The following is a 21,493-nucleotide window of genomic DNA, read 5'->3' as shown; positions in this document are numbered from 1 at the left end:
TGGTCCATCGGGTAGCGATCGCGAGTGAAGTTATGACCCAGATAGCCTGGGAAACTCCATGTGAAAGCCAGTGATGCCATCGGCAGAGGTGCACCAGATCCGTCCTCCGTGGGCCTCGACTATTGATCGGGTAATCGCCAGCCCAAGACCCGCATTGCTTGGGCTGCCTTCCCGCCGGGCGGGATCAATTCGATAAAAGCGATCAAAGAGCTTCGCCAGGTGTTCTGGCTTGATCGTTTCGCCGGGGTTCTCCACAGTCAGGGTGACCGAGCTCTCGGTCTGGTGGACGGTTACCGAAATGGCTCGTCCAGCGGAGGTATAGCGCAGAGCATTGGACAGTAGATTGGAGATAGCCCGATCAAGCATCAGCCTGTCGCCAAGGACACGGCCCCCGCCGGAAGCCTTGAGGAAGATGCCATGATCTTCGGCAAATAGGTGGTAGTAATCGAACAGCTTGGTCACAACGTCCGCAAGATTGATAGGGGCTCGTTCAGGGGGGATCAGTCCATTATCTGATTTTGCTAAGAAGAGCATGTCATCAATCATCCTAGACATGCGCTTCAAGTCCTCCAGATTGGAAAACAGGTTTTCCTCGTAGGCATCGGTATCACGTTTTTTGCTCAGAACAACCTCAGTGTGAGTCATCAGATTGCTCACCGGAGTACGCAGCTCGTGAGCAATGTCCGCTGAGAAATTGGAAAGCCGGACGAACGCATCTTCCAACCGAGCCAGCATGGCATTGAAAGCCTGAACGAGTTGCTGCAGCTCCAACGGCACAGGCTCTAGGGGGATTCGTTCCTGCAGCGATCGTGCGGACATCGAGGTGGCGAGACTCGTGACTTGTCGCAAGGGCCTGAGGCCGCTTCGAGCAACTACCCAACCCAGTGCGGCGCTGATCAGGGCGCTGATGGTCAATCCAATCCAGAACCATCGTTGTAGCGTGTCGAAGAAATGTGCGTGATTGGTGACGTCGAGAATGAGTACTGCCGTGAGTGGTTGAGGCTGATTGGGTACCGTGATCTTGGCGGTCACTCCGCGGTACATCTGCTCCCCGTTTTGCCAATCCCACATCCCTGTACTCTCAGTTCGCTTGAAGTCGTCGGGGATCTCCAACGCCTTGGTATCGGAAAAGAGCACAGTGCCATCGCTGGCAAGTATGGTTGCCGCCAGTTCCTGATGAGCGCCGAGCAAGGCCCGCAACTGAGGTAGTTCTTCGGTAAGGTTCGATCCGTTGCGGGCGTTGTTGAGGAGATGCCTGGTCGATTCGAGTTTTTCTTCTAAGGCCTGCCTATCCAACATTTTGAAGTGGTGCTGGCTAAGCATGTTGAAGCTCAAGCCTGCCGCTGTCAGAACAGCGATCACTGCGGACATGAACATCAGGCTCATACGTGCGGTTAACGAAAGATGGCGCATGCTTACTCCGGAGCATCCATCATGTAGCCCATTCCACGGGCGGTATGGATCAGCTTGAGATCGAAATCGTCATCGATCTTTGCGCGCAACCGGCGCACTGCAACCTCAATGACGTTGGTGTCGCTATCGAAGTTCATGTCCCAGACCTGTGAAGCAATCAGCGACTTTGGAAGAACCTCACCGCGCCGTCGCAGCAGCAATTCAAGTAATGAAAACTCCTTCGCCGTCAGGTCGATTCGCTTTCCTCCGCGGACAGCGCGTCGCTTCATCAGATCGACTTCCAGGTCTGCAATCCTCATGGTGGCCTGCGTAGGGGAGCCATTGCCTCTGCGCAGCAATGTCCGAACCCTGGCCAGAAGTTCTGAAAACGCGAATGGCTTGATCAGGTAGTCGTCTGCCCCCAGCTCGAGACCTTTAACCCGATCTTCCACCCCATCGCGTGCGGTCAAGAACAAGACTGGAACATCCTTTCCTGCCGCTCGCACCATGCGCAGCACTTCCCATCCATCCAGCCCCGGCATCATCACGTCTAGGATCAGGAGGTCATAGGCTTCGCTCAGCGCGTGCTGAAGCGCATCGGTACCTGTCATGACCCGGTCGACATTGAACCCTGCCTCGGTGAGGCCTTGCTGCAGATACGCACCGGTTTTGGGTTCATCTTCAGCTACCAGAAGTTTCATGCGAGCAGATTCCTGAAGTCGTGTGGGGCTGAGTTTGGAGGCAAACAGGGCCGCCAACCAGAAGCTTACGAAAATGTAATTCTGGCTTCAGGTCCCTGACAGGGTGGCTGGTCTAGGGTGCAAACATGAGCACTGGGTTGTGCTCTCGGCCCTCATTAGACAAGACCAAGAGGTGCCGGCCACAGCTTTCACTGATGGAGACTGCCCTATGAAATCGCTGAAACCTTTGCTCCTGGTTGGTTCGCTGCTGCTGTCTTCTATGGCTTGGGCCGAGGGGGGCAGTGATCGTGTCTTCGAGCGCATACAACAAATGAGCGACAAAGCCGAAGCCGTGCTGATCCAGGCGGAGCAGGCCCCTGTCGGTGAGCGGCATGTGCACTTGAAGGAGCACATGAAAATGCTCGAAGACATCATGAGTAAGCTGCACAACGAACACCCAGCTCCAGGCATATCTGCCGAAGAGCATCTGGCCTGGATGGAAACGCACGACAAGCTGGTAGACGGCGTGCTGGCTCAAATGATTCGTGAGCACAAGCTGATGATGGCCGACAAAGAGTGCCACAAGTGAGATTTCCCCATCTTCCAGGCCTTCCGTGATTGCTCCTTTGGCCTAGCGGCGCCACATCGGCGCCGTACTTTTTCCTGGTGACGCAATTGTAGTTTTGGGGTCAGCGGTCTGACAGGAAGCGGGGAATAGCATGAGATTTCCAACACCCCAAGCGAGGTCTCACCATGAAACGCATAACTCCGAATCTGCTGATCAGTGCGCTGTTCATCAGCACCGCTTTTCCGGCGCTAGCCGAGACCAGTGACGACGTTGGGCAACTGGCCCAGTCGACGCCGACTACACGTACCATCTTCGTGAAGATGGACGACATCAGCTACAGCCAAAAGACCATCGATGTGCAGCCAGGTGAAACCGTGCGTTTCGTTCTGAAGAACGAAGGCGCATTGATGCACGAGTTCAACATAGGCCAAGCCGCGACCCAACTGGAGCACCAGCGCAAGATGGCTGCCTTGTTCAAAGACGGCACGTTAACGCCGACAGGCATGACCGAAAGCATTGTCTGGCACGAGCGTTATGGCACCGGTGAGGCAAACCCGCCTGGGTATCCGGAAGTCATCAAAGCCAAGCATGACGATCCAAACGCGATTCTCGTCGAGCCCGGCACAACCAAAGAGTTCGTGTGGACCTTTCCTAAGGCTGGGAGCTTGAGCTTTGCCTGCACACTACCTGGACATTATCAGGCGGGAATGGTGGGTGAGTTTGCCCTACGTTAGATCAGCAGCGGTGCTACCCGTTAGCCGTGGGCTTGAGTAGCACCGATCTAACGAACCTTACTGAGATGTATTTTTCGCGTCAGCGTGCCGGCAGCTTCGCCTAACTAGCATCAGGGCGTTCCTCCCCCCCACCAAAGAGGCTCACCATGAAACTCAGATCACTTCCCCTAATGACTACCATTGGCTTTCTCCTCAGTGCTGCGAACGCTCTCGCAGGCCCTGGCCACAACAAAGACAGCATCGGTCAGCCGGGAGACAGCAAGGAGGTAGACCGCACCATCGAAGTACGGATGGGCGACATCTTCTTCGAGCCCAAGGCAATAGAAATCAAGGCGGGCGAGACGGTGCGTTTCGTATTGCAGAACGAGGGAGCTCTGCTGCACGAATTCAATCTGGGCAAAGCAGCGTCCCATGCGGCGCATCAGAAGGAGATGGCCGCGATGTTTCAAAACGGCACGCTGTCCCCGACGGCTGCGCATGACATGACCAAGATGGACCATGCCATGGGTGGCATGAAGATGGTCGGTATGAAACACGACGACCCCAACAGTGTTCTAGTAGGACCTGGTGCACGCGAGGAGCTAGTTTGGACCTTCTCCGAGACCACTGATCTGGAGTTCGCATGCAATGTCCCTGGGCACTATCAGTCAGGAATGGTCGGTAAGGTGACCGTACGCTGAAGTCTATTGATAAGCGTCAACTCAGGTGAAAACTCAGCCGCCTATGCTGATCCAACATCCATTGAATCGAGGCTACTGTCGTGGAGCACACCCATCATTCCACCGAGGCTGAATCACCTTTCTGGAAGCGCAAGATCGGCATCGCGTTGATCATGCTGGCCGTCATCGGCGTCTTCTATGTGGCGCGAGAGCATTACGGCCATCTTTCGCAGGCTCTGCCGTACCTAATCCTGCTGCTGTGCCCGCTGATGCACCTGTTTGGCCACAATCATGGCGGTCAATCGCGTTCCAGCAGCGCCGTTTCCAAGGACGAAAATAGGACATAGATCGCATGCACAACCCCTCCAGCCTTCAAGACCAGGATCATTCACATCACTCCCATGGACTCCCAGGGAGTCTGCGCGACCCGGTGTGTGGCATGGAGGTCAAACCTGACAGCCCTTACCACAAGAGCATTGAAGGGAAGGCCTATCGCTTCTGCAGTGCGAAGTGCCTGGAAAAGTTCCAAGCAGATCCTCATCAGTACATTGGGCATCAATCGCATGCTGGGCATCACCAGCCTGCCACTTCGCCGCAGCCATCGGCGCCGGCAAGCCCGGGTACTGAATACACCTGCCCGATGCATCCTGAGATCCGCCAACCCACTCCTGGAAACTGTCCGATCTGCGGCATGACACTAGAAACTGTCATCCCGGAGCTGGAGGAGGAAGAGAATCCGGAGCTGAAAGACTTCTCGCGGCGGTTCTGGTGGACCCTGCCGCTGACCATCATCGTGACCGTGCTGGCGATGGCTGGTCACTCCTTACAGTTATTCCATGGCACAACTCAGAATTGGGTCGAGCTTGCTCTGGCAACGCCCGTGACGCTATGGGGTGGCTGGGTATTCTTCACCCGCGGCATCGAATCCATTCGTCACCGCAGCCCCAACATGTGGACCCTGATTGGTTTGGGAACGGCAGCTGCCTATCTCTACAGTGTGTTCGCTACCTTGGTACCGCAATGGTTTCCGGCAGCCTTCGTTCAGGATGGCCGCATCGGCGTCTACTTCGAGGCTGCTGCGGTGATCATCTCGCTCACGCTCTTGGGCCAGATGCTCGAGCTCAAGGCCCGTTCGCAAACTTCTGCAGCCATCAAATCGCTGCTGGGGCTGGCCCCCAAGACCGCGCGGCGCATCAGGCCCGACGGCCAAGAGGAGGATATTCCTCTTAATCATGTCCATCAGGGTGACCATCTACGTGTCCGGCCGGGTGAGAAAGTCCCCGTGGATGGCACGGTGCTGGAGGGGGAGAGCGCGGTCGACGAGTCGATGCTCACCGGCGAGCCGGTACCCGTCACCAAGCGGGCAGGGGACTCCCTGATAGGCGCCACAATGAACACCCATGGCAGCCTAGTGATGGAGGCGCAGAAAGTCGGCGCAGAAACCATGCTGTCGCAGATCGTTCAGATGGTAGCCAAAGCCCAGCGCTCCAAGGCGCCCATGCAGCGAATGGCTGATGCCGTGGCGGGGTATTTCGTGGTCGGGGTGATCCTGATTGCGATCCTGACCTTCTTCGGCTGGGGGCTATTCGGGCCGGAATCAGGTTGGGTGTTCGGCCTGATCAATGCCGTGGCCGTGCTGATCATCGCCTGCCCCTGCGCATTGGGGCTGGCGACGCCGATGTCGGTCATGGTCTCGACTGGAAAGGCTGCCAGCAGCGGTGTGCTGTTTCGCGATGCCAGCGCTATAGAGAACCTTTGCAAGATCGACACGCTCATCGTCGACAAAACCGGAACGCTGACTGAGGGTCGACCGGTCTTCCATAGTGCTGAGGGAACCGGATCGTTCGACTCGGACGAGGTGTTGCGCTTGGCCGCTAGCCTTGACCAGGGCAGCGAGCATCCGCTCGCTCACGCCATCGTCGATCATGCCCGTAGCACAGGACTCACCTTGGCCAAGCCAGACACATTCGAGTCAGGCTCAGGCATCGGTGTGAGAGGGCTGGTCGATGGTCATCAATTGCAGCTGGGAAACACAGCCCTGATGGATGAGGCTGGCGTCGACATTACCCCGCTACGCAATCGTGCCGAGCAGCTGCGCCTAGAGGGTACCAGCATCATCTATCTGGCAGTGGATGGCCGCCTGGCGGGGCTGCTAGCCGTATCCGATCCGATCAAGCCGACCTCCCAGCAGGCCGTCTCCAAACTGCAAAGCGAGGACGTGAAGGTCATCATGGCGACCGGCGACGGTCTGACGACAGCAAAGGCCGTTGCCAAGCAGTTGGGGATCGAGGAAGTCCATGGGGAGGTCAAGCCGCAAGACAAGGAGAAGCTGGTCGCCGATCTGCAGAGCTACGGTCGGCGTGTCGCCATGGCAGGTGACGGGATCAACGATGCGCCGGCTCTGGCCAGGTCTGATGTGGGTATCGCCATGGGTACAGGCACAGACGTGGCAATGAATAGCGCCCAGGTGACCTTGGTCAAGGGCGATCTGATGGGCATCCTGCGCGCACGCTCGCTGTCGGTGGCTACGGTGAAGAACATGCGGCAGAACCTGGCCTTCGCATTCCTCTACAACGCGATGGGCATCCCGCTGGCGGCTGGGCTGCTGTACCCGCTGACAGGTCATCTGCTGTCGCCACTGATAGCCGCCCTGGCGATGAGCGTGAGTTCGGCGTCGGTAGTCTTCAATGCGCTGCGACTACGGCAAACACGGATCGATTAGTCTCGATCGTACTAGATGGGGCTGTATCACGGCCCCTCTAAGCTTTACGCGCCTTTTTGATCGCAACAGCTCGGGTCTCTACCCGAGATCTCCATGATTCCAAGCGTTCAATATCCGCGAGCAACTCTTCAGGATCAGGTACCGCCACACCAGCAGCCAGGGCCTTATCATGCGCATAGTTTGAACACTGGCTCATCCCAGCAAAAACCTCTCGATAGTCGTCATCCTCGACGACCACCTCGTCCAATCGCTGAGTCTCGACACCTTTGCGGAATCGCAGGATCACCTTGCGCAGCAAGACCTCCTCTACGGCCCGCTCCCAAGCCATGCGCAGATGAAAATACGCCTCCACAGTTTGTTTACGATGTTCGGGCTCATCACCTGCTCGATATAGCTTGGCAATTTGTTGCTGATGGGCGCGGAGGGCGCCGATACGCCGGCTTGTATTTTTGCCCTCAAACGGTAAATCAGCTTCGGCAACGCCAAAGCCTTCAGGGCGCCGGTTCAGGCTTTGAGCCAGCATGGGGATGTCCCGCTTCTCGGCCTCGTCGACAAGCAGGTACAGGAAGTAGATGTCGTGGGTAAGAATGATGACCTGGCGTTTGGCCGCCTCGGCGACAAGTCGTTGAACAACACGCTCTCGCCGCCGGTGATCGAGGGAGGACACCGGGTCATCAAAGATAACAGCGCCTCGACTACCGGAAAGCTCCACCTCAGATAGAAAAGCTGCGATGGCAATTGCCCGCTGCTCACCTTCGCTAAGAATGTCACCCGGGCTTCGGCTATGAGTCGTTTCGAGCTTCAGCCTGTGTAGCGCTTTGCCTTTGTCGGCCCGACTTTTGAGGGCAAGTCGTAGCGTACCCACCCCCAGAGCTTTGAACTCGCGGTTAAGGGTATTTTCCAGCTCTTGAGAGACAACTTTTTCCGCGAGTTCCCCGGCCTTGGTGGAGATTCCTGTGGTCTTAAGATCTCCTAGGCAAGCCTTCAACTTAGATTGCAGGACCAGCTGGTTGACTGCCGCCACGACGGCATCTCTAACTGCCTGCAGGCGCACTCGGGCATCCAAATCTGTAAATTGCATCTGTAGTAGTGCGCGGGCCTTCTCATCGGATGCTTGCTCCAATGAGTCTGCGCTTCGATTCAGCGCCTGAACCAGAGTGCGAAGACGCTCTGCGGGGCTGGGTGGGATCTCGCCGATCTCACTCCATGCATTATCGATAACAGCCTGCTTCAAAGCTGCTTGCCTGGATTTCAAGACAGTTTCGAAGGCCGTCACCTCGGCAGCCAAGCCAGGCACCTGAACCTCTATCTCACCTAGGGTGACTTCATCTGCCCCTAGTCCCAGATCGTGCTGTTCCAAAGCTCTGAAGTCGGCGTACAAGTCGCGGCGCCGCTGTTGGGCGTGAGTTTTTGCTTCGGCCAGTACGAACTGCTCGAAGCGATGCAACCTCTCAGCCCCCTCTCCAAGGGGCTGCTGGCAGAGCGGGCAGGGGGCCTCTGCGCTGAGATGGGGAAACACTTGCCCAGGATGGGACTCCACTGCGTACCGGCGGGCTGCTTCGAAAAGCTCCTGCCACACCTCGCCGCCAGTTCCTGGCAGAAGGGTTTCTTGTTCTACAAACTGTTTGGCGGCGATTTCAGCAGCGGATTTAGCTTTGTGATAGACCTCAGTTTTCTCCCGCAGGCCAGCCGCAACGACGCCATCTACCAGTTTGGTTTTGTCCGCAACGCTAGTTGCGATTGCCTCCACCCGTTTTGCCAACTGACGGTGCTGAGTGGCCTTTTCCTTCGGATTCGCCTCAAGGAGGCTTTTGCCCCAGGCTTCGTGTTGAGCTAGCTCCTCTAGCGTGAGCGTTGCAAGTGCATCGATTTGCTCCACCTTGGTCTTCGCAGACAAGGTGGCAATCAACTGCCCCACCGGCGTTGCGCCTTGAAGCGGCGCAAACAGCGTCAAATCGACTGCCGCCTGGGCTATTTCTGCGTCAATGATTGCTTTCAGCTGCCGGTAGAGTTTTGCGAGCCCCTCGAACACATCGAGGCCGTACGGGACGTATGAAAAGTCGTCTTCCGTATCCAGATATGCACGTGCGCAGCGTGTATCGAAGATGGCGAGTGATGACAGCACGGCAGGAGCGGTCTGCCCCTGCACCCACTGAACACCCTGTGCGGCTCCATCAACAGAGATATCAAACCATGCTTCAGCCACCGCAGCCTTGTCAGCAGGTAGATTCGCATTGGGGTGGATGGGCTCAATCTGATCCCTCGCACGGCAGGCCCGTTTGAGGACCCGAGAGTAGCCCGATTTTCCCGATCCGTTATCGCCATAGATAACCGTCAACCCCGAACCACCGATAGGCAGCACCTGCCCTTCAGCAATGGCATTCACATGCCTGAAATCCCTAATTGCGTGAAGCAGGACAAGAGTGTCCGCCTTCACCGGCTCGGGTATTTGTCCGGCCTGAAGGGGGCTGGGCTCGCGCTTGTGTGCGTCTTCAATCCCATGCGTCGATTTCAGTAAGGCCAGTAGGTCGGCCTGATCCGCCGCCTCCAGCTCTGGTCTCGCGAGCAACCGGGCGAGCGCGTCACTTTGCCAGGGAGCTAGTGACTGCGACCAAGCATGAATTTCTTGAAGCAGTGACATCCTTTGCCCTCCCTGGATTTCTCCCAATCCGAGCTGATGCTGAGCATTTACTGCGTGCCCTTAGTTCATAGCTCGCGCTTCGCTTACTTGCCAAAAATTTTGCCCAGAGTCATTTGGCGGGGGCATTGACCTTGCCAGGGTGTCAAGGTTGATTCTTAAGCACGGCAATCGTGCCGATCTAGAGAAGGGGTGATTTATGGTCGTTCTGAAGGTAACGGGAATGGGCTGCGGCAGCTGCGTCAGCAAGATCACTAGGTCTATTCAGCTCCTAGATTCGGAGGCGCGCGTGGTAGTTGATCGAGCCGCCGGCACAGTTGCTGTGAACACCCAAGAAAGCGCAGCAACAGTATGTGAAACGGTACGTAAACTGGGTTTTGGGGCAGAGATTGGCGAATGGGCCGCCTGAATCGATGTCTCGTTCTTCGAAGACCGTTGCCGGGCAACGGTCTTCACATGCCTACCTAGTGTCGAACCAGCAGTCCGTCACTGACCCACTGCTTCAACCATATCGCCGCTTGGAGGGGCGCTTGCTCGCCATGCGATGTAAGTAGCGACTCGCAGAGCTCGGCGAATGACTCGCCACCAGCAAACAGCCCCAGCGCCTTCGCCTCATCTGGCTCCAGGCTTCGATACCGACATACCAAATCATGGCGCCATACGAGGCAACTCTGATCCACTGGCATGCGAGTACTTGGGGGAAGAGGGCTTTCGGCTTTGGCGGCCTTCCATATCTCCAGCGTGTTGTACTGCAGATGCAGCCAGTTGACCGATGGTACCAAGGCCGCCCTGAGCGAGACCCACTCTTCGGCCGTGAGGCTACTCATGCAGTCCGCTGACAGCACGTCGGCATCGCATGCATCGAACGCTAGGGTGAAGGCCCACTCCAGCTTCGCGAGTTCGCGCATCGGTGATAGTTGAGGTTCTGCGACATAACTGCCAATGAACTCAGGCAGATTCTCGCCCAGCCAGCGAATGCTGAAATGTCGCGGCGGCCAGGCGGCGATATAGGCCAGTGCAAGTTGCTCGAACGACTCTGGGCCTAGCCACTGCTGCAGAGCCGGGAAGTCCTCACGCAGGACCGCAAGCAGGCGCGCACGGTAGGCGTTGTGGTAAACCCGCAGGCCGTCAGCTGCGTTGAGTGCCGGACTGCCTAGGACCTGCTCCAGTAGCTCGGCAGAGGGGAGGGCGTGCTCATCTGCCAGGTAGGCTTCCAGTGCATCCTGCAGGGTACTCAGCCGCATGACGTGGCCCCTTTTAGGACGCCACCTGCGAGCGTACGTGCATGCTCTAGCTCGCCCAGGATTTCCGCGAGGGGAGGGAAATGGTCGTCACGCTCGATCAGCGTGGAGATCGGCCCGAGGTAGGACAAGGCTTTGCTGTAGAGCGACCAGACCGGATCGGCGATGGGCTGATCATGGGTATCGATGAGGTACTGTCCATAGTCGCTGTGTCCCGCCAGGTGAATTTGGCGAATCCGGTCGTGCGGCAACTCCATGATGAACTGCCATGGATCGAACGCCTGGTTTCGCGAGCTGACGTAGACGTTGTTTATATCGAGCAGCAACTCGCAGCCTGTCGACTGGCTCAGCTCCGCAAGGAACTGTGACTCGCTCATGCAGGAGGTTTTCCATTGCACGTACGCGGAGACATTTTCCAGCACCAAGGGACGCTCCAGGACATCCTGCACCTGTCGCACCCGTGCGGCGACATGCTGCAGGCTCTCTTGGGTAAAAGGCATGGGCAGCAGATCATGTAGTTGATGGGCGCTGCCGCGGCTCCAGCATAGGTGATCGGAAACCCAATGTGGCTGGACCCGATCGGCCAGCTTTTTGAGCTGCCGCAGGTAGTCGATGTCCAGGGCGTGAGAGCCGCCGATCGACAGGGACACTCCATGCATCACCAGGGGATACTGCTCTTTGATCGCGTCGAGAAAGTAGAGAGCCTTGCCGCCTTCCACCATGTAGTTCTCGGAAATGATCTCGAACCAGTCGACTGCGGGTTGCTGCTCCAGGATCTGCTGGTAGTACTCGCTACGCAGGCCAACACCGAAACCCAGCGTATTGCGCATTCTCATTCAGGACTCCAGCAGGGGAGTGGCAGGCACTCCCCGGGTAGCATCATTCGCTGGTCTTACCGCCGGCTTCATCGCACTTGGCCTGAGTCATCAGCTTGAAGCCCTGGCCTTTGCACTCACCCTGGCCTTTGCAGGCGTTCTTGGCGGTCATGCAGTCGTTTTGACCCTTGCAACCGTTGACGCCGAAACACTTCACTTCCGCGGTTTTGGCATCTTGCGCCGCTTGTGCCGGCAGGGTGGTAAAGAGGCTGGCCGCAACCAGGGCCAGGGCGGCGCCGGTAGCGGCGTTGGATTTTGTCGACATAGTGGCTCTCTCTCTAGGTGGTATCGGTTCAGGCCGTGCGTGTGCACGGCCATGGAAGCTTAGGCATCGCTGCCGAGCATGCCTCTCCACGAAACTCGCAAGGCATCGGAAAAGTCACGGAGATGACACTACCTAGCTGGCGGGAGGGCCGACAAGCAAGAAATAGCTACCTGACAGAACTGTAATGTTCGGCTCAGGTTTCTGACAGGGCGCCTTGGCTAAGGTGACATTGAGCCAAATGCTCAGCCTCGGTTTTCAAGAGGCTTACCCAAACCAACGAGGAACCCAAGATGAAATCGATCAAATTGCTTTTCGTAGTGACCGCTCTCAGTGTCTCCAGCCTGGCCATGGCCGAAGGCGGCGCTGATCGCACTTTTGCTCGTATGGAGCAGGCCCGCCAAGTGTCGATGGAAGCCTACCAGGTGGCTCAGCAAGAGAAAGCCGAGACCCCGGTCGAGCAGAGCAAGCAGGCCAAACACGCCAACTGCTGACTCAACCTGACAGAAATGTAATCACCCGGATGGTTGAGATATGGCAGTTTCATACTGCTCGCTGTCGCAGTGATTTGCACACTAGCGACAGTGAGCAAGTATTCAGGGGAATTCCACTGAAACTGAAGTCGCCGACAAACTCGATGCCGGTTTTGATATTCCCCGGCTCATCAGACTGACTGGACACAACGGCATGCAAAGCAAAACCACGAGGCGAACCTTCGTCAAAGGCCTGGCCGCTACCGGCATCTTGGGTGGACTGGGCATGTGGCGTACGCCGGTCTGGGCAGTGACAAGCCCAGGCCAGCCAAATGTGCTGAGCGGTACCAATTTCGATCTCTCCATCGCGGAGTTGCCGGTGAACATAACCGGCTCATCGCGAATGGCCATGGCCATTAATGGGTCCATCCCTGGCCCCATCCTGCGCTGGCGGGAGGGTGATACCGTCACCCTGCGTGTACGCAACCGGCTGAAGGAGGATACTTCCATCCATTGGCACGGGATTATCCTGCCCGCCAACATGGATGGCGTGCCCGGCCTGAGCTTTCATGGCATCGCTCCCGATGGCATGTATGAATACAAATTCCGGGTTCACCAGAACGGTACCTACTGGTACCACAGTCACTCGGGGTTGCAGGAGCAAGTCGGGGTCTACGGTGCCCTTGTGATTGATGCGAAGGAGCCTGAGTCCTTCAGCTACGACCGCGACTACGTTGTACTGCTGAGCGACTGGACCGACGAAGACCCAGCTCGGGTTTTGGCCAAGCTGAAGAAACAGTCGGACTACTACAACCGTCACAAGCGCACCGTCGGCGATTTCATCGATGACGTGAGCGAGATGGGCTGGTCCGCCGCGGTGGCCGATCGCAAGATGTGGGCCGAAATGAAGATGAGTCCCACCGACCTCGCCGACGTCAGTGGCTATACCTATACCTACCTGATGAACGGCCAGGCGCCGGATGGCAACTGGACTGGCATCTTCAAGCCAGGCGAGAAGATTCGTCTGCGCTTCATCAATGCATCGGCCATGACCTACTTCGACGTGCGCATCCCGGGCCTGAAGATGACGGTGGTGGCGGCCGATGGGCAGTACGTCAAACCGGTCAGCATCGATGAGTTCCGTATCGCCGTGGCCGAGACTTACGACGTGATAGTCGAACCCGAAGGCGAGCAGGCCTATACCATCTTCGCGCAATCCATGGACCGCACCGGCTATTCCAGGGGCACCCTGGCGGTACGTGAAGGTCTGAGCGCGCCTGTTCCGGAAGTTGACCCGCGTCCGCTTATCTCCATGGGGGACATGGGGATGGATCACGGCAGTATGGGCGGCATGGATCACGGAGCTATGCAGGGCGAAATGCCTGAAATGGCCGGCATGGATCACAGCAAGATGGCCGGGATGGACCATAGCAGCATGGCTGGTATGGACCATAGCCAGATGGCAGGAATGGATCATGGCGCAATGCAAGGCGGCATGGCCGGCATGGATCATTCGGCAATGGCGGGCATGGGGGGCGCCATGCAGTCGCATCCCGCCTCGGAGACCAACAACCCTCTGGTCGATATGCAGACCATGACGCCGACGCCCAAGTTGAACGATCCAGGAATCGGCCTACGCAACAACGGGCGCCATGTTCTGACCTATGCGGACTTGCGCAGCACTTTCCTCGATCCGGATGGCCGTGAGCCGAGCCGCACCATTGAACTGCACCTTACCGGGCACATGGAGAAGTTCTCCTGGTCGTTTGACGGCATCAAATTCTCCGATGCCGAACCGTTGCGGCTCAAGTATGGCGAGCGAGTTCGCATCACTCTGGTCAACGACACCATGATGACTCATCCCATCCACCTGCATGGCATGTGGAGCGATCTGGAAGATGACAAAGGTAACTTCATGGTGCGCAAGCACACCATCGACATGCCGCCAGGATCTAAGCGTAGCTACCGCGTAACCGCTGACGCCCTGGGCCGTTGGGCATATCACTGCCACCTGCTACTTCACATGGAAATGGGCATGTTCCGTGAAGTTCGAGTGGACGAGTAAAGGAGAGATCCAATGAGCAATTTCCTGAAACGAAACGCCCTGCCTGCCGGTGTCGCCATGCTGAGTCTGCTGGGCGCCATGTATGCCCCTGTCTCGCTGGCAGATGAAGGTCACGATGAGCATGCCCAGCACGCGGCTGAAGCGCCTAAGCCAGCAAGTGACAATGCGAGCTCCACACCCCAAGGCAAGCCTGCTCCAACACAGAAGATGGATCATGGCGCGATGGATCATGGTTCCATGAATCATGAAGAGATGGACCACGAGAAAATGACGGATGGGCATGGCGGCGAAGCCGAGGCGGGTTCGAACCATGATCACTAGGCCCACACGAATCTCGCTCGTCGCGCTGACGGTGTCACTGAGCGCACTTAGTGGAGGCTTTACCTTCGCCGCGGAAGAAATGGATTATTCGGCAATGGGCCACGGCTCCATGCCGATGGATCACAGCCAGATGGGTCATGGCTCTGCTCCGGAACCAATGGCGGGCATGGATCATGACCAGATGCCCAAGGAGCAAGCATCGCCAGCGAAGGCTCCTGCAATCGATCACAGCAAGATGAATCATGGCGCGATGGGCACCATGGATCACTCCCAGATGGGGCATGGCAAGAGCCAGGAAAAAGCTCCAGCTATGGACCACAGCAAGATGGGCCACGGCGCCATGCAAGGGCAGATGGAGGGGATGGATCACAGCACCATGGATCACTCCCAGATGAACCATGGCTCTGCCGAAGCACCGAGAACGACCAGCCGTACGCCCATTCCGGTCCTGACAGACGCCGACCGTCAGGCAGCATTTCCGCCGCTGCCGGGGCACAAGGTGCATGACAGCGCCATCAACAGCTTCATTCTGCTCGATCAGCTCGAATATCAGGATGCCGATGAAGGCAGCACCTTGGCCTGGGATGCCTCTGGCTGGGTAGGTGGCGACATCAATCGGGTCTGGTTCCGTTCCGAGGGGGAGCGCACCAACGGCGTGACCGAGGATGCCGAGCTGCAGCTGTTGTATGGGCGCTCAATCGGCCCCTGGTGGGATGTCGTCGCCGGCGTCCGCCAGGACTTCAAGCCAGAGTCGCCACAAACCTGGGCGGCCTTTGGCGTGCAGGGCATGGCGCTCTATGCCTTCGAGGCCGAAGCCACCGCCTTTGTAGGTGAGAACGGCCAGACTGCGGCACGCCTGGAAGGCGACTACGACATTCTGCTGACCAATCGGCTGATTCTCCAACCAACCGCAGAAGTGAATTTTTACGGCAAGAACGACCCAGAGCGGGGCGTCGGCTCGGGGCTAGCCAATACCGAGCTCGGCTTGCGTCTGCGTTACGAGATCGTTCGCCAGTTTGCGCCCTATATCGGTGTGTCTTGGAGTCGTTCCTATGGCAACACCGCGGACCTCGTGCGTGACGAAGGCGAGGATGTTGATGAGGCGCGCTTTGTCGCCGGCATTCGTATGTGGTTTTGAGAGCCTGACATGAAAAAAACAATTACAACCCTGGTGGCAGCGGGTGCTGTTGGTAGCGCTGCGGTACTGGCCGGAGCCTATGCCGGCTTGGTCAATATCGGCGCCGACGATCCCCATTTCCCGGCCGTGCATGCCTTCCTAACTATGGCGCGTGACCGCTCCATCGAAGTGCGTGCCAAGGACATCGAAGTACCCAAGCTGGACGATGAGGCGCTTATCCGCACGGGAGCGGGCAACTACAACGCTATGTGTATTGGTTGCCACCTCGCGCCCGGCGTGGCCAAGACTGAGCTCAGCCAGGCACTTTATCCTGCGCCACCAAATCTCGCCGAAATCGGTGTAGATGGAAACCCGGCAGCTGCCTTCTGGGTCATCAAGCATGGCATCAAGGCCACCGGCATGCCGGCTTGGGGCAAGAGCATGGCTGATGAGTACATCTGGGGCATGGTTGCCTTCCTGAACCAGCTACCGAAGATGGACGCCGAGCGATACCAGACCTTGGTGGCATCCAGCGGTGGCCACGAGCACGGTGGCGGGGAAAGCCAGATGCATAACCACGAAGGGCAGCATGGCGGTAACAAACCTGACCACCATGGCGATGCCGCCGCTGGTGAAGACCATCATGGCTCTGGGGCGACTGAGGCAGCGCCTGGACATCATGATTCGGCACCTGCAGATCACCATGGCGGGGCTGCCCCCAGCTCTGATCATCATGCAGGGGAGGCTTCCTCTGGCGATGAGGGTAGCTCCGGTGCTCACCACTCTGAGCAACCCCCGAAAGCTGCCCCTAAGACCCATACCCACAGCGATGGCAAAGAGCACGTCCATGAAAGTTAAAAGCAAAGGCGCGCGCCTGGCTACCCTGGCGGCTTTGTTCACCATCACTTCCGTGCAGGCCGCCGAGTCCATGACCATCGATGTGCATCGGGATGCCAATTGCGGTTGCTGCAAGAAGTGGATCTCGCACCTTGAAGCGAGCGGTTTCAAGGTCATTGATCACGTCGAAGGCGACATGACTTCGGTGAAGCAGAAACTGGGCGTCGCTCCGCGACTGGCGTCATGTCATACCGCGGTGATTGACGGAAAATTCGTCGAAGGTCATGTGCCAGCAGCGCAGGTGGTCGAGCTCACCAAGCGCAACGACTTGGTCGGCATCGCTGTCCCCGGAATGCCGGCCGGTTCTCCAGGAATGGAGGTGGGAGGCGTGCAGCATGCCTACCAAGTCATAGGTCTGACTAAAACCGGGGCTGAGCAGATCGTCGCCGAATACCCCGCCCAGTAACTTGCCGCACAGCCAGACGCCTGACCGACATTCCAATGAGTGACGTCTGGTGCCTCTGCGCCAAAACAAAAAGAGCGCCCGATTGGGCGCCGAGGGCTGTCTCCAAACCAAAGGAGCACTCTAGGGGACAGCAGCTTAGTAGGTAGAGCGGCAGTAGGCTGCTCTACCTGCTGAGTTAAAGAACTTCCAACGGGTATTCGACGATGAGGCGGAACTCATCTAGATCCGATTCGAAGTCGGTAGCTCGAGTTGTGGCCTGCCGTAAGCGGAATGACATGTCCTTCAACGAACCGGTCTGCATGACGTACTTGACCTCGATGTCACGCTCCCAGCGTTTCTGATCGGTGAGCGGAGCACCATTGTCATCCCGTCTCATGTAGACCTCGTTGGCATTGCTGTAGTCTGCATCCCAGCCGTGCGCATAACGAGTCATGAAGCTCAGGCCCGGCATACCAAACGACGCCATGTCCACGTCATAGCGCACTTGCCACGACTTTTCCTTTGGGGAGTTGAAGTCGCTGTACTGGATTGAGTTATCGAGGTAGATGGAGTCGGACTGGCGCAGGTAATCGAAGTCGTCATTGCCATTGTTCCGCTGGAGACCTACCAGCACAGTGTGCGCTCCGACCTGGAGGCCGACCTTGCCGCTCCAAATGTTGTTATCAAAACTGCCGAGGAGCTGCTTCCCTTCGTCGACGGCCTTGTAGTAATTCAAACCACCAATCAAGGCGACATCATCCGCAAGCGGGTAGCTCCAAGTACTGCCCGCGTAGTATTGGTTCCAGGCATCTTTGAGGCGGCTGGTGTAAAGGCTGAAGCCAACGTTGTCGTTGAGCGTGTAATCCCCTCCGAAGTAGGCGATCCACGGAGAGTCGACTTCGCCTGCGTAGAAGGTTGCGAAGCCATCTCGCATGCTGCTGGAGTTTGGTTGGCTCATCGAGTGCAGCCTCCCACCCTGGAGAGCCAAGCCGTCGAGACTGGTGTTGGATACGGTGACGCCGCGGAAACTTTCCGGCAGCAGTCGCGAATCGCCGTACTGCACGACAGGCGTCACAGGGAATACATCGCCCACTTTGATCTCAGTGTCGAGAAAGCGAGTCTTTACGGCGCCGCCGAGCTTGGAGTAATTGTCCTCGGCCTGGCCGAGACTGTTGTAGGGCATGACATCGACCGAGCCACCCGCTCCTGAACGGCCGTCACCCGAGTCAAGCTTGATTCCAAGCATGGCGAATGCGTCGACGCCAAAGCCAATGGTGCCCTGCGTGAAGCCCGACTCGAAGCGGCCTATGACACCGTGGGCCCATTCTTCGGAGTAGCCGTTTCCGCTGCTACTTGATTGGCCTTTGCGGAAATCACGGTTGAAGTAGAGATTCCGATTGAGGATGCTCAGACTGCTTCCTTCGATAAATCCCTCTTTGTTTTCCTCGGCGGCCATTGCAGCCTGCCCAACGCTGACGCTCAAGGCGATCAGAGAAAGTCCCAACAGAGACTTGTTGTTCATAAAACGCTCCTGATGCTTTTTGGCAGTTTTAATTGTGAATTTGTATATGTACCCAAGCGTTCCGGTTAAGCGGCACGCTTTCGACATACTTCCACATGCCAAATAACGCCAAGGTGACCTGAAAATTACTTTTTCGTCAGTTGCGCGTCATTAACTCCTATTTCTAGCTCCCGTAGTTCTTGCCTTGGTGGGCGAACAGGTATGGCCAGAAAGTTACTATGAACTTAGAAACTGCGCAGGGAGTCGTAGACATGAGCGATTGAGGCTCATCCACTTCGGGATAATAAGCACATCATTCTGGGGTGCCTCTCCCGACCTTTTCCGGAGATTCACTATGTTACAACCACACGACAACCTTAATGTTGGCCGCTTTACGCTGTCGGCCTGTGCGATGGCGATTGTCGCTATGTCCCTGTTAGTAACGCCTACCTGGACGAATGCTAACGAATCTGCAGATGCCAAGAATGCAGGGCATATGCAGGATGGCATGTCGATGACCGGCGACGCGGATTACGACTTCGCAACGAATATGCGGATGCACCATCAGATGGGCGTAGATATGGCGAAAACCGAGCTCAAAAATGGCAAAGACGCAGAGATGCGCCGTATGGCTGAGGACATCATTACCGCGCAACAGAAAGAAATCGCCGCACTCGATCAATGGCTGAAGGCGCGCAAAAAGCCATGAACCAGGTGTCCTGAAGCCTAATCTCGCAAGGCTCAATCATGCCTGCTCAGTGTCGTGTGTTGTCGGGCCGGCTGATCTGGACCACGGAGAAAAATCTATGGCTACTTCTGCCATCAAGCGCGCAACACCCGTGTTCGTGTAAGTAGGCAGGGCTCTGCTAGCCCGTAATTTTTCGTAGATGCGACGCTGGCTGTTCGGCAACTCATAGAAACCTGCCGCGCCGAGCGAAGTCCACCCGCGGCTTCTGTCTTTCTGGACGTCCCCGCCTGTGGGCATAACGTACCGAAATATGGAGAGCGATGATGACACATACCCAGTTTCATTCCTGTATCCAAGCCTGCATAGACTGTGCTCTTTCCTGTGAGGGCTGCGCGTCAGCCTGCCTTCGTGAGGGCGATGTGCAGATGATGGCTAAGTGCATTCAGCTTGATCGAGATTGCGCAAGTTTCTGCACTCTCGCGGCCATTCTGATGAGCCGTCAAAGCACATACGCTAAAACCTTCTGCAGATTGTGTGCAGAAGTGTGCAGGGCCTGCGGAGAGGAATGCCGCAAACATCAATCCGATCATTGTCAGGAGTGCGCGAAAGCCTGCCTCGCCTGTGCAGAAGAATGTGAGCGAATGGCGGCTTAGCTGCCCGAGGGCGATGCACTTAATGCTGCATCGCCCTCCATAAGACCTTACTCGTTTATTTTTTGGCTGTTTTCAGTTCACCCTTCAGGGCGGTCAATTAGAAGCCCAATTTTTGCAAATATCCTACGACTTACAAGCGCCCTTGCCATTTAATAAACGATTTGGCCTGACCGAGTCGCACCAAGGAAATCTTGCCTGCAGGCAATTTAAACAGGCTTATTATCTAACGACACCAAGATTGCAAGCTGCAAGCGAAGCTCAGGGTCGAATAATCAATGCAGTTATTTCGCGCCACATCGATTAATCTCGATACTTACATGAACTAACTCTTCGTGAATGCTCAACTTTTGTCTGAAGTAGTCCGGCTCGACGCTATCCTTGACGGCAAGCGCGAGGATGCATGCGTACTTCCCCTTGCCGACACGCCAGACGTGTAGGTCAGTGATAGTGGCTAGGATGGGACTTGCCTCAATAACTTCCCTGATTTCCGCGACCACTGGGGCATCCATTTCCGCATCGAGCAGAATGCGCCCGGTGTCCCGCAGTAACCCATAAGCCCAGATCGCAACCAGCCCAGCACCGACGATCCCCATCACCGGGTCGAGCCAGCTAGCGCCCCAAAATTTGCCACCGGTGAGGGCAAGGATGGCGAGTACCGAAGTCGCAGCGTCTGCCACGACGTGCAAATAGGCAGAGCGCAGATTCAGGTCGTGATGGTGATCATGAGCGCCATGCTCATGGTGATGACCATGTTCGTGGTGGTGGGCATGGCCATCTTTGAGTAACCACGCACAGGCGAGATTCACCAGCAAACCAACGGCAGCGATCGCGATGGCTTGATCGTAGTGAATCGGTGACGGTGAGATCAGACGCTCAACCGATTGGTAGAGCATGAGCATGGCCACCCCCACGAGGAAGATTGCGCTGGTAAAGCCGCCCAGCACCTCAATTTTCCACGTGCCGAAGGCAAACCGCGTATCGCTGGCAAAGTGTCGGGCCGCCGCGTAGGCCAGCACTGAAAGGCCCAGCGCTAGAGCGTGGGAGCTCATATGCCAGCCATCGGCCAGGAGCGCCATCGAGTTATACAGCCAGCCGCCGACAATCTCCGCCACCATCATTGTGGCGGTCAGAAGTACAGCCCAGCGGGTGTTTCTTTCTGCCAGCGGGTTGCCCTCATCAAAGACGTGGGAGTGTTGCCAGCGATTGGCGGGGGCGGGAGACTGCATTCTGGGTGTCCTTTAAGTAGCTCTAATATACTATACCCCAGTATACCAATCTCTTAAGGTGCCCCATGGCTCATACGGCTAAATGGCAAAAACAACTCCTGACTCGTGTGCGACGTATCAAGGGGCAGGCGCAGGCTTTGGAAAAGGCGCTGGAACAGGAAAGTGAATGCGCCGCGATTCTTCAGCAGATCGCCGCGATCCGGGGTGCGGTTAATGGGCTAATGGCTGAAGTGCTAGAGGGGCACATCCGCGAACACTTGGGGGCAGATGATGTTTCCCCGCAACAGCGGCACGAGGACTTGGAGCAAGTCGTTGGTGTACTCCGCTCCTACCTGAAGTAGGGCAATCCAACGAACCCAGGCCAATCACTGAAACCTCATAGCTGTCTCGGATTGG

At 57.0% G+C, this 21,493-nt stretch carries 23 protein-coding genes; 15 read left to right on the top strand and 8 right to left on the bottom strand.

What is annotated here, in order from left to right; translation table 11 throughout:
- Nucleotides 1-30: 30 nt before the first annotated feature.
- Together FFS62_RS12495 and FFS62_RS12490 are read right to left on the bottom strand one after the other, a co-directional pair.
- Entirely contained in the window at nt 31-1,413 is a 1,383-nt protein-coding gene (locus tag FFS62_RS12495) for a heavy metal sensor histidine kinase (protein WP_137973136.1), read from the bottom strand.
- 2 nt (nt 1,414-1,415) lie between these two features.
- Entirely contained in the window at nt 1,416-2,093 is a 678-nt protein-coding gene (locus FFS62_RS12490; RefSeq protein WP_137973135.1) for a heavy metal response regulator transcription factor, read from the bottom strand.
- A gap of 208 nt (nt 2,094-2,301) precedes the next feature.
- Between FFS62_RS12490 and FFS62_RS12485 the strand changes: the two genes are divergently transcribed.
- From FFS62_RS12485 to FFS62_RS12465, 5 genes are all read left to right on the top strand, one after another.
- The gene (locus tag FFS62_RS12485; RefSeq protein WP_137973134.1) at nt 2,302-2,661 is read left to right on the top strand and encodes a co-regulatory protein PtrA N-terminal domain-containing protein; all 360 of its coding nucleotides are present in this window, start codon (nt 2,302-2,304) and stop codon (nt 2,659-2,661) included.
- Nucleotides 2,662-2,825: 164 nt separating this feature from the next.
- Nucleotides 2,826-3,374, top strand: a complete 549-nt coding sequence (locus tag FFS62_RS12480) for a plastocyanin/azurin family copper-binding protein (RefSeq protein ID WP_137973133.1) — start codon at nt 2,826-2,828, stop codon at nt 3,372-3,374.
- A 146-nt stretch (nt 3,375-3,520) separates the two neighbouring features.
- Nucleotides 3,521-4,054 carry a plastocyanin/azurin family copper-binding protein gene (locus FFS62_RS12475; RefSeq protein WP_137973132.1) on the top strand — a complete coding sequence of 178 codons (534 nt, stop codon included), beginning with the start codon at nt 3,521-3,523 and terminating at the stop codon, nt 4,052-4,054.
- An 80-nt stretch (nt 4,055-4,134) separates the two neighbouring features.
- The gene (locus FFS62_RS12470; protein ID WP_137973131.1) at nt 4,135-4,380 is read left to right on the top strand and encodes a DUF2933 domain-containing protein; all 246 of its coding nucleotides are present in this window, start codon (nt 4,135-4,137) and stop codon (nt 4,378-4,380) included.
- A gap of 5 nt (nt 4,381-4,385) precedes the next feature.
- Nucleotides 4,386-6,755: a heavy metal translocating P-type ATPase gene (locus tag FFS62_RS12465; protein ID WP_137973130.1), complete on the top strand. Its 2,370-nt coding sequence runs from the start codon at nt 4,386-4,388 to the stop codon at nt 6,753-6,755.
- Between the two features lie 37 nt (nt 6,756-6,792).
- On the opposite strand, the gene FFS62_RS12460 is transcribed toward FFS62_RS12465, so the two are convergent.
- On the bottom strand, nt 6,793-9,396 hold the full coding sequence (locus FFS62_RS12460) for an AAA family ATPase (RefSeq protein ID WP_137973129.1): 2,604 nt from the start codon (nt 9,394-9,396) through the stop codon (nt 6,793-6,795).
- A 196-nt stretch (nt 9,397-9,592) separates the two neighbouring features.
- Here FFS62_RS12460 and FFS62_RS12455 point away from each other — a divergent pair, with 196 nt between their 5' ends.
- Nucleotides 9,593-9,802, top strand: coding sequence for a heavy-metal-associated domain-containing protein (locus FFS62_RS12455; RefSeq protein ID WP_137973128.1), 210 nt, complete (start codon nt 9,593-9,595; stop codon nt 9,800-9,802).
- Nucleotides 9,803-9,857: 55 nt separating this feature from the next.
- Here the strand turns inward: FFS62_RS12455 and FFS62_RS12450 are convergent, their stop codons facing one another.
- The 3 genes from FFS62_RS12450 to FFS62_RS12440 are packed head-to-tail and all read right to left on the bottom strand — an operon-like array spanning nt 9,858 to nt 11,774.
- Nucleotides 9,858-10,637: a DNA-binding domain-containing protein gene (locus FFS62_RS12450; protein WP_137973127.1), complete on the bottom strand. Its 780-nt coding sequence runs from the start codon at nt 10,635-10,637 to the stop codon at nt 9,858-9,860.
- On the bottom strand, nt 10,628-11,470 hold the full coding sequence (locus FFS62_RS12445; protein ID WP_137973126.1) for a DUF692 domain-containing protein: 843 nt from the start codon (nt 11,468-11,470) through the stop codon (nt 10,628-10,630). The genes FFS62_RS12450 and FFS62_RS12445 overlap by 10 nt, the downstream gene beginning before the upstream one ends.
- A 43-nt stretch (nt 11,471-11,513) precedes the next feature.
- Complete coding sequence (locus FFS62_RS12440; RefSeq protein WP_137973125.1) at nt 11,514-11,774, bottom strand: hypothetical protein; 261 nt, start codon at nt 11,772-11,774, stop codon at nt 11,514-11,516.
- A gap of 290 nt (nt 11,775-12,064) precedes the next feature.
- On the opposite strand from FFS62_RS12440, the gene FFS62_RS12435 reads away from it, so the two are divergent.
- The 6 genes from FFS62_RS12435 (at nt 12,065) to FFS62_RS12410 (ending at nt 17,050) form a co-directional block, all read left to right on the top strand.
- Nucleotides 12,065-12,265, top strand: a complete 201-nt coding sequence (locus FFS62_RS12435; RefSeq protein ID WP_137973124.1) for a co-regulatory protein PtrA N-terminal domain-containing protein — start codon at nt 12,065-12,067, stop codon at nt 12,263-12,265.
- A gap of 193 nt (nt 12,266-12,458) precedes the next feature.
- Nucleotides 12,459-14,309 carry a copper resistance system multicopper oxidase gene (locus FFS62_RS12430; protein WP_137973123.1) on the top strand — a complete coding sequence of 617 codons (1,851 nt, stop codon included), beginning with the start codon at nt 12,459-12,461 and terminating at the stop codon, nt 14,307-14,309.
- A gap of 12 nt (nt 14,310-14,321) precedes the next feature.
- Nucleotides 14,322-14,630, top strand: a complete 309-nt coding sequence (locus FFS62_RS12425) for a hypothetical protein (protein WP_137973122.1) — start codon at nt 14,322-14,324, stop codon at nt 14,628-14,630.
- On the top strand, nt 14,620-15,768 hold the full coding sequence (locus FFS62_RS12420) for a copper resistance protein B (RefSeq protein ID WP_137973121.1): 1,149 nt from the start codon (nt 14,620-14,622) through the stop codon (nt 15,766-15,768). Before FFS62_RS12425 ends, FFS62_RS12420 begins: the two co-directional genes overlap by 11 nt.
- 9 nt (nt 15,769-15,777) lie before the next feature.
- Nucleotides 15,778-16,605: a cytochrome c gene (locus FFS62_RS12415; protein WP_137973120.1), complete on the top strand. Its 828-nt coding sequence runs from the start codon at nt 15,778-15,780 to the stop codon at nt 16,603-16,605.
- The gene (locus FFS62_RS12410; RefSeq protein ID WP_137973119.1) at nt 16,595-17,050 is read left to right on the top strand and encodes a DUF411 domain-containing protein; all 456 of its coding nucleotides are present in this window, start codon (nt 16,595-16,597) and stop codon (nt 17,048-17,050) included. Before FFS62_RS12415 ends, FFS62_RS12410 begins: the two co-directional genes overlap by 11 nt.
- A gap of 175 nt (nt 17,051-17,225) precedes the next feature.
- Here FFS62_RS12410 and FFS62_RS12405 read toward each other — a convergent pair whose 3' ends face one another.
- Nucleotides 17,226-18,551: an OprD family porin gene (locus tag FFS62_RS12405; RefSeq protein WP_137973118.1), complete on the bottom strand. Its 1,326-nt coding sequence runs from the start codon at nt 18,549-18,551 to the stop codon at nt 17,226-17,228.
- Nucleotides 18,552-18,885: 334 nt separating this feature from the next.
- On the opposite strand from FFS62_RS12405, the gene FFS62_RS12400 reads away from it, so the two are divergent.
- Both FFS62_RS12400 and FFS62_RS12395 read left to right on the top strand, forming a co-directional pair.
- A complete protein-coding gene (locus tag FFS62_RS12400) occupies nt 18,886-19,239 on the top strand; it encodes a DUF305 domain-containing protein (RefSeq protein ID WP_256662206.1) in 354 nt (117 codons plus the stop codon).
- A 302-nt stretch (nt 19,240-19,541) separates the two neighbouring features.
- Complete coding sequence (locus tag FFS62_RS12395) at nt 19,542-19,871, top strand: four-helix bundle copper-binding protein (protein WP_137973117.1); 330 nt, start codon at nt 19,542-19,544, stop codon at nt 19,869-19,871.
- Nucleotides 19,872-20,152: 281 nt separating this feature from the next.
- Here the strand turns inward: FFS62_RS12395 and dmeF are convergent, their stop codons facing one another.
- Nucleotides 20,153-21,097 (bottom strand): CDF family Co(II)/Ni(II) efflux transporter DmeF, encoded by a 945-nt coding sequence (gene dmeF / locus FFS62_RS12390; RefSeq protein WP_137973116.1) that lies wholly within the window; start codon nt 21,095-21,097, stop codon nt 20,153-20,155.
- A 65-nt stretch (nt 21,098-21,162) separates the two neighbouring features.
- On the opposite strand from dmeF, the gene FFS62_RS12385 reads away from it, so the two are divergent.
- A complete protein-coding gene (locus FFS62_RS12385) occupies nt 21,163-21,438 on the top strand; it encodes a metal/formaldehyde-sensitive transcriptional repressor (RefSeq protein ID WP_137973115.1) in 276 nt (91 codons plus the stop codon).
- The last annotated feature ends 55 nt before the right edge of the window (nt 21,439-21,493 follow it).

The organism is Pseudomonas sp. F(2018) (genome assembly GCF_005508865.1).
GTDB lineage: Bacteria > Pseudomonadota > Gammaproteobacteria > Pseudomonadales > Pseudomonadaceae > Aquipseudomonas.
This window is presented reverse-complemented; position numbering and strand designations above follow the sequence as displayed.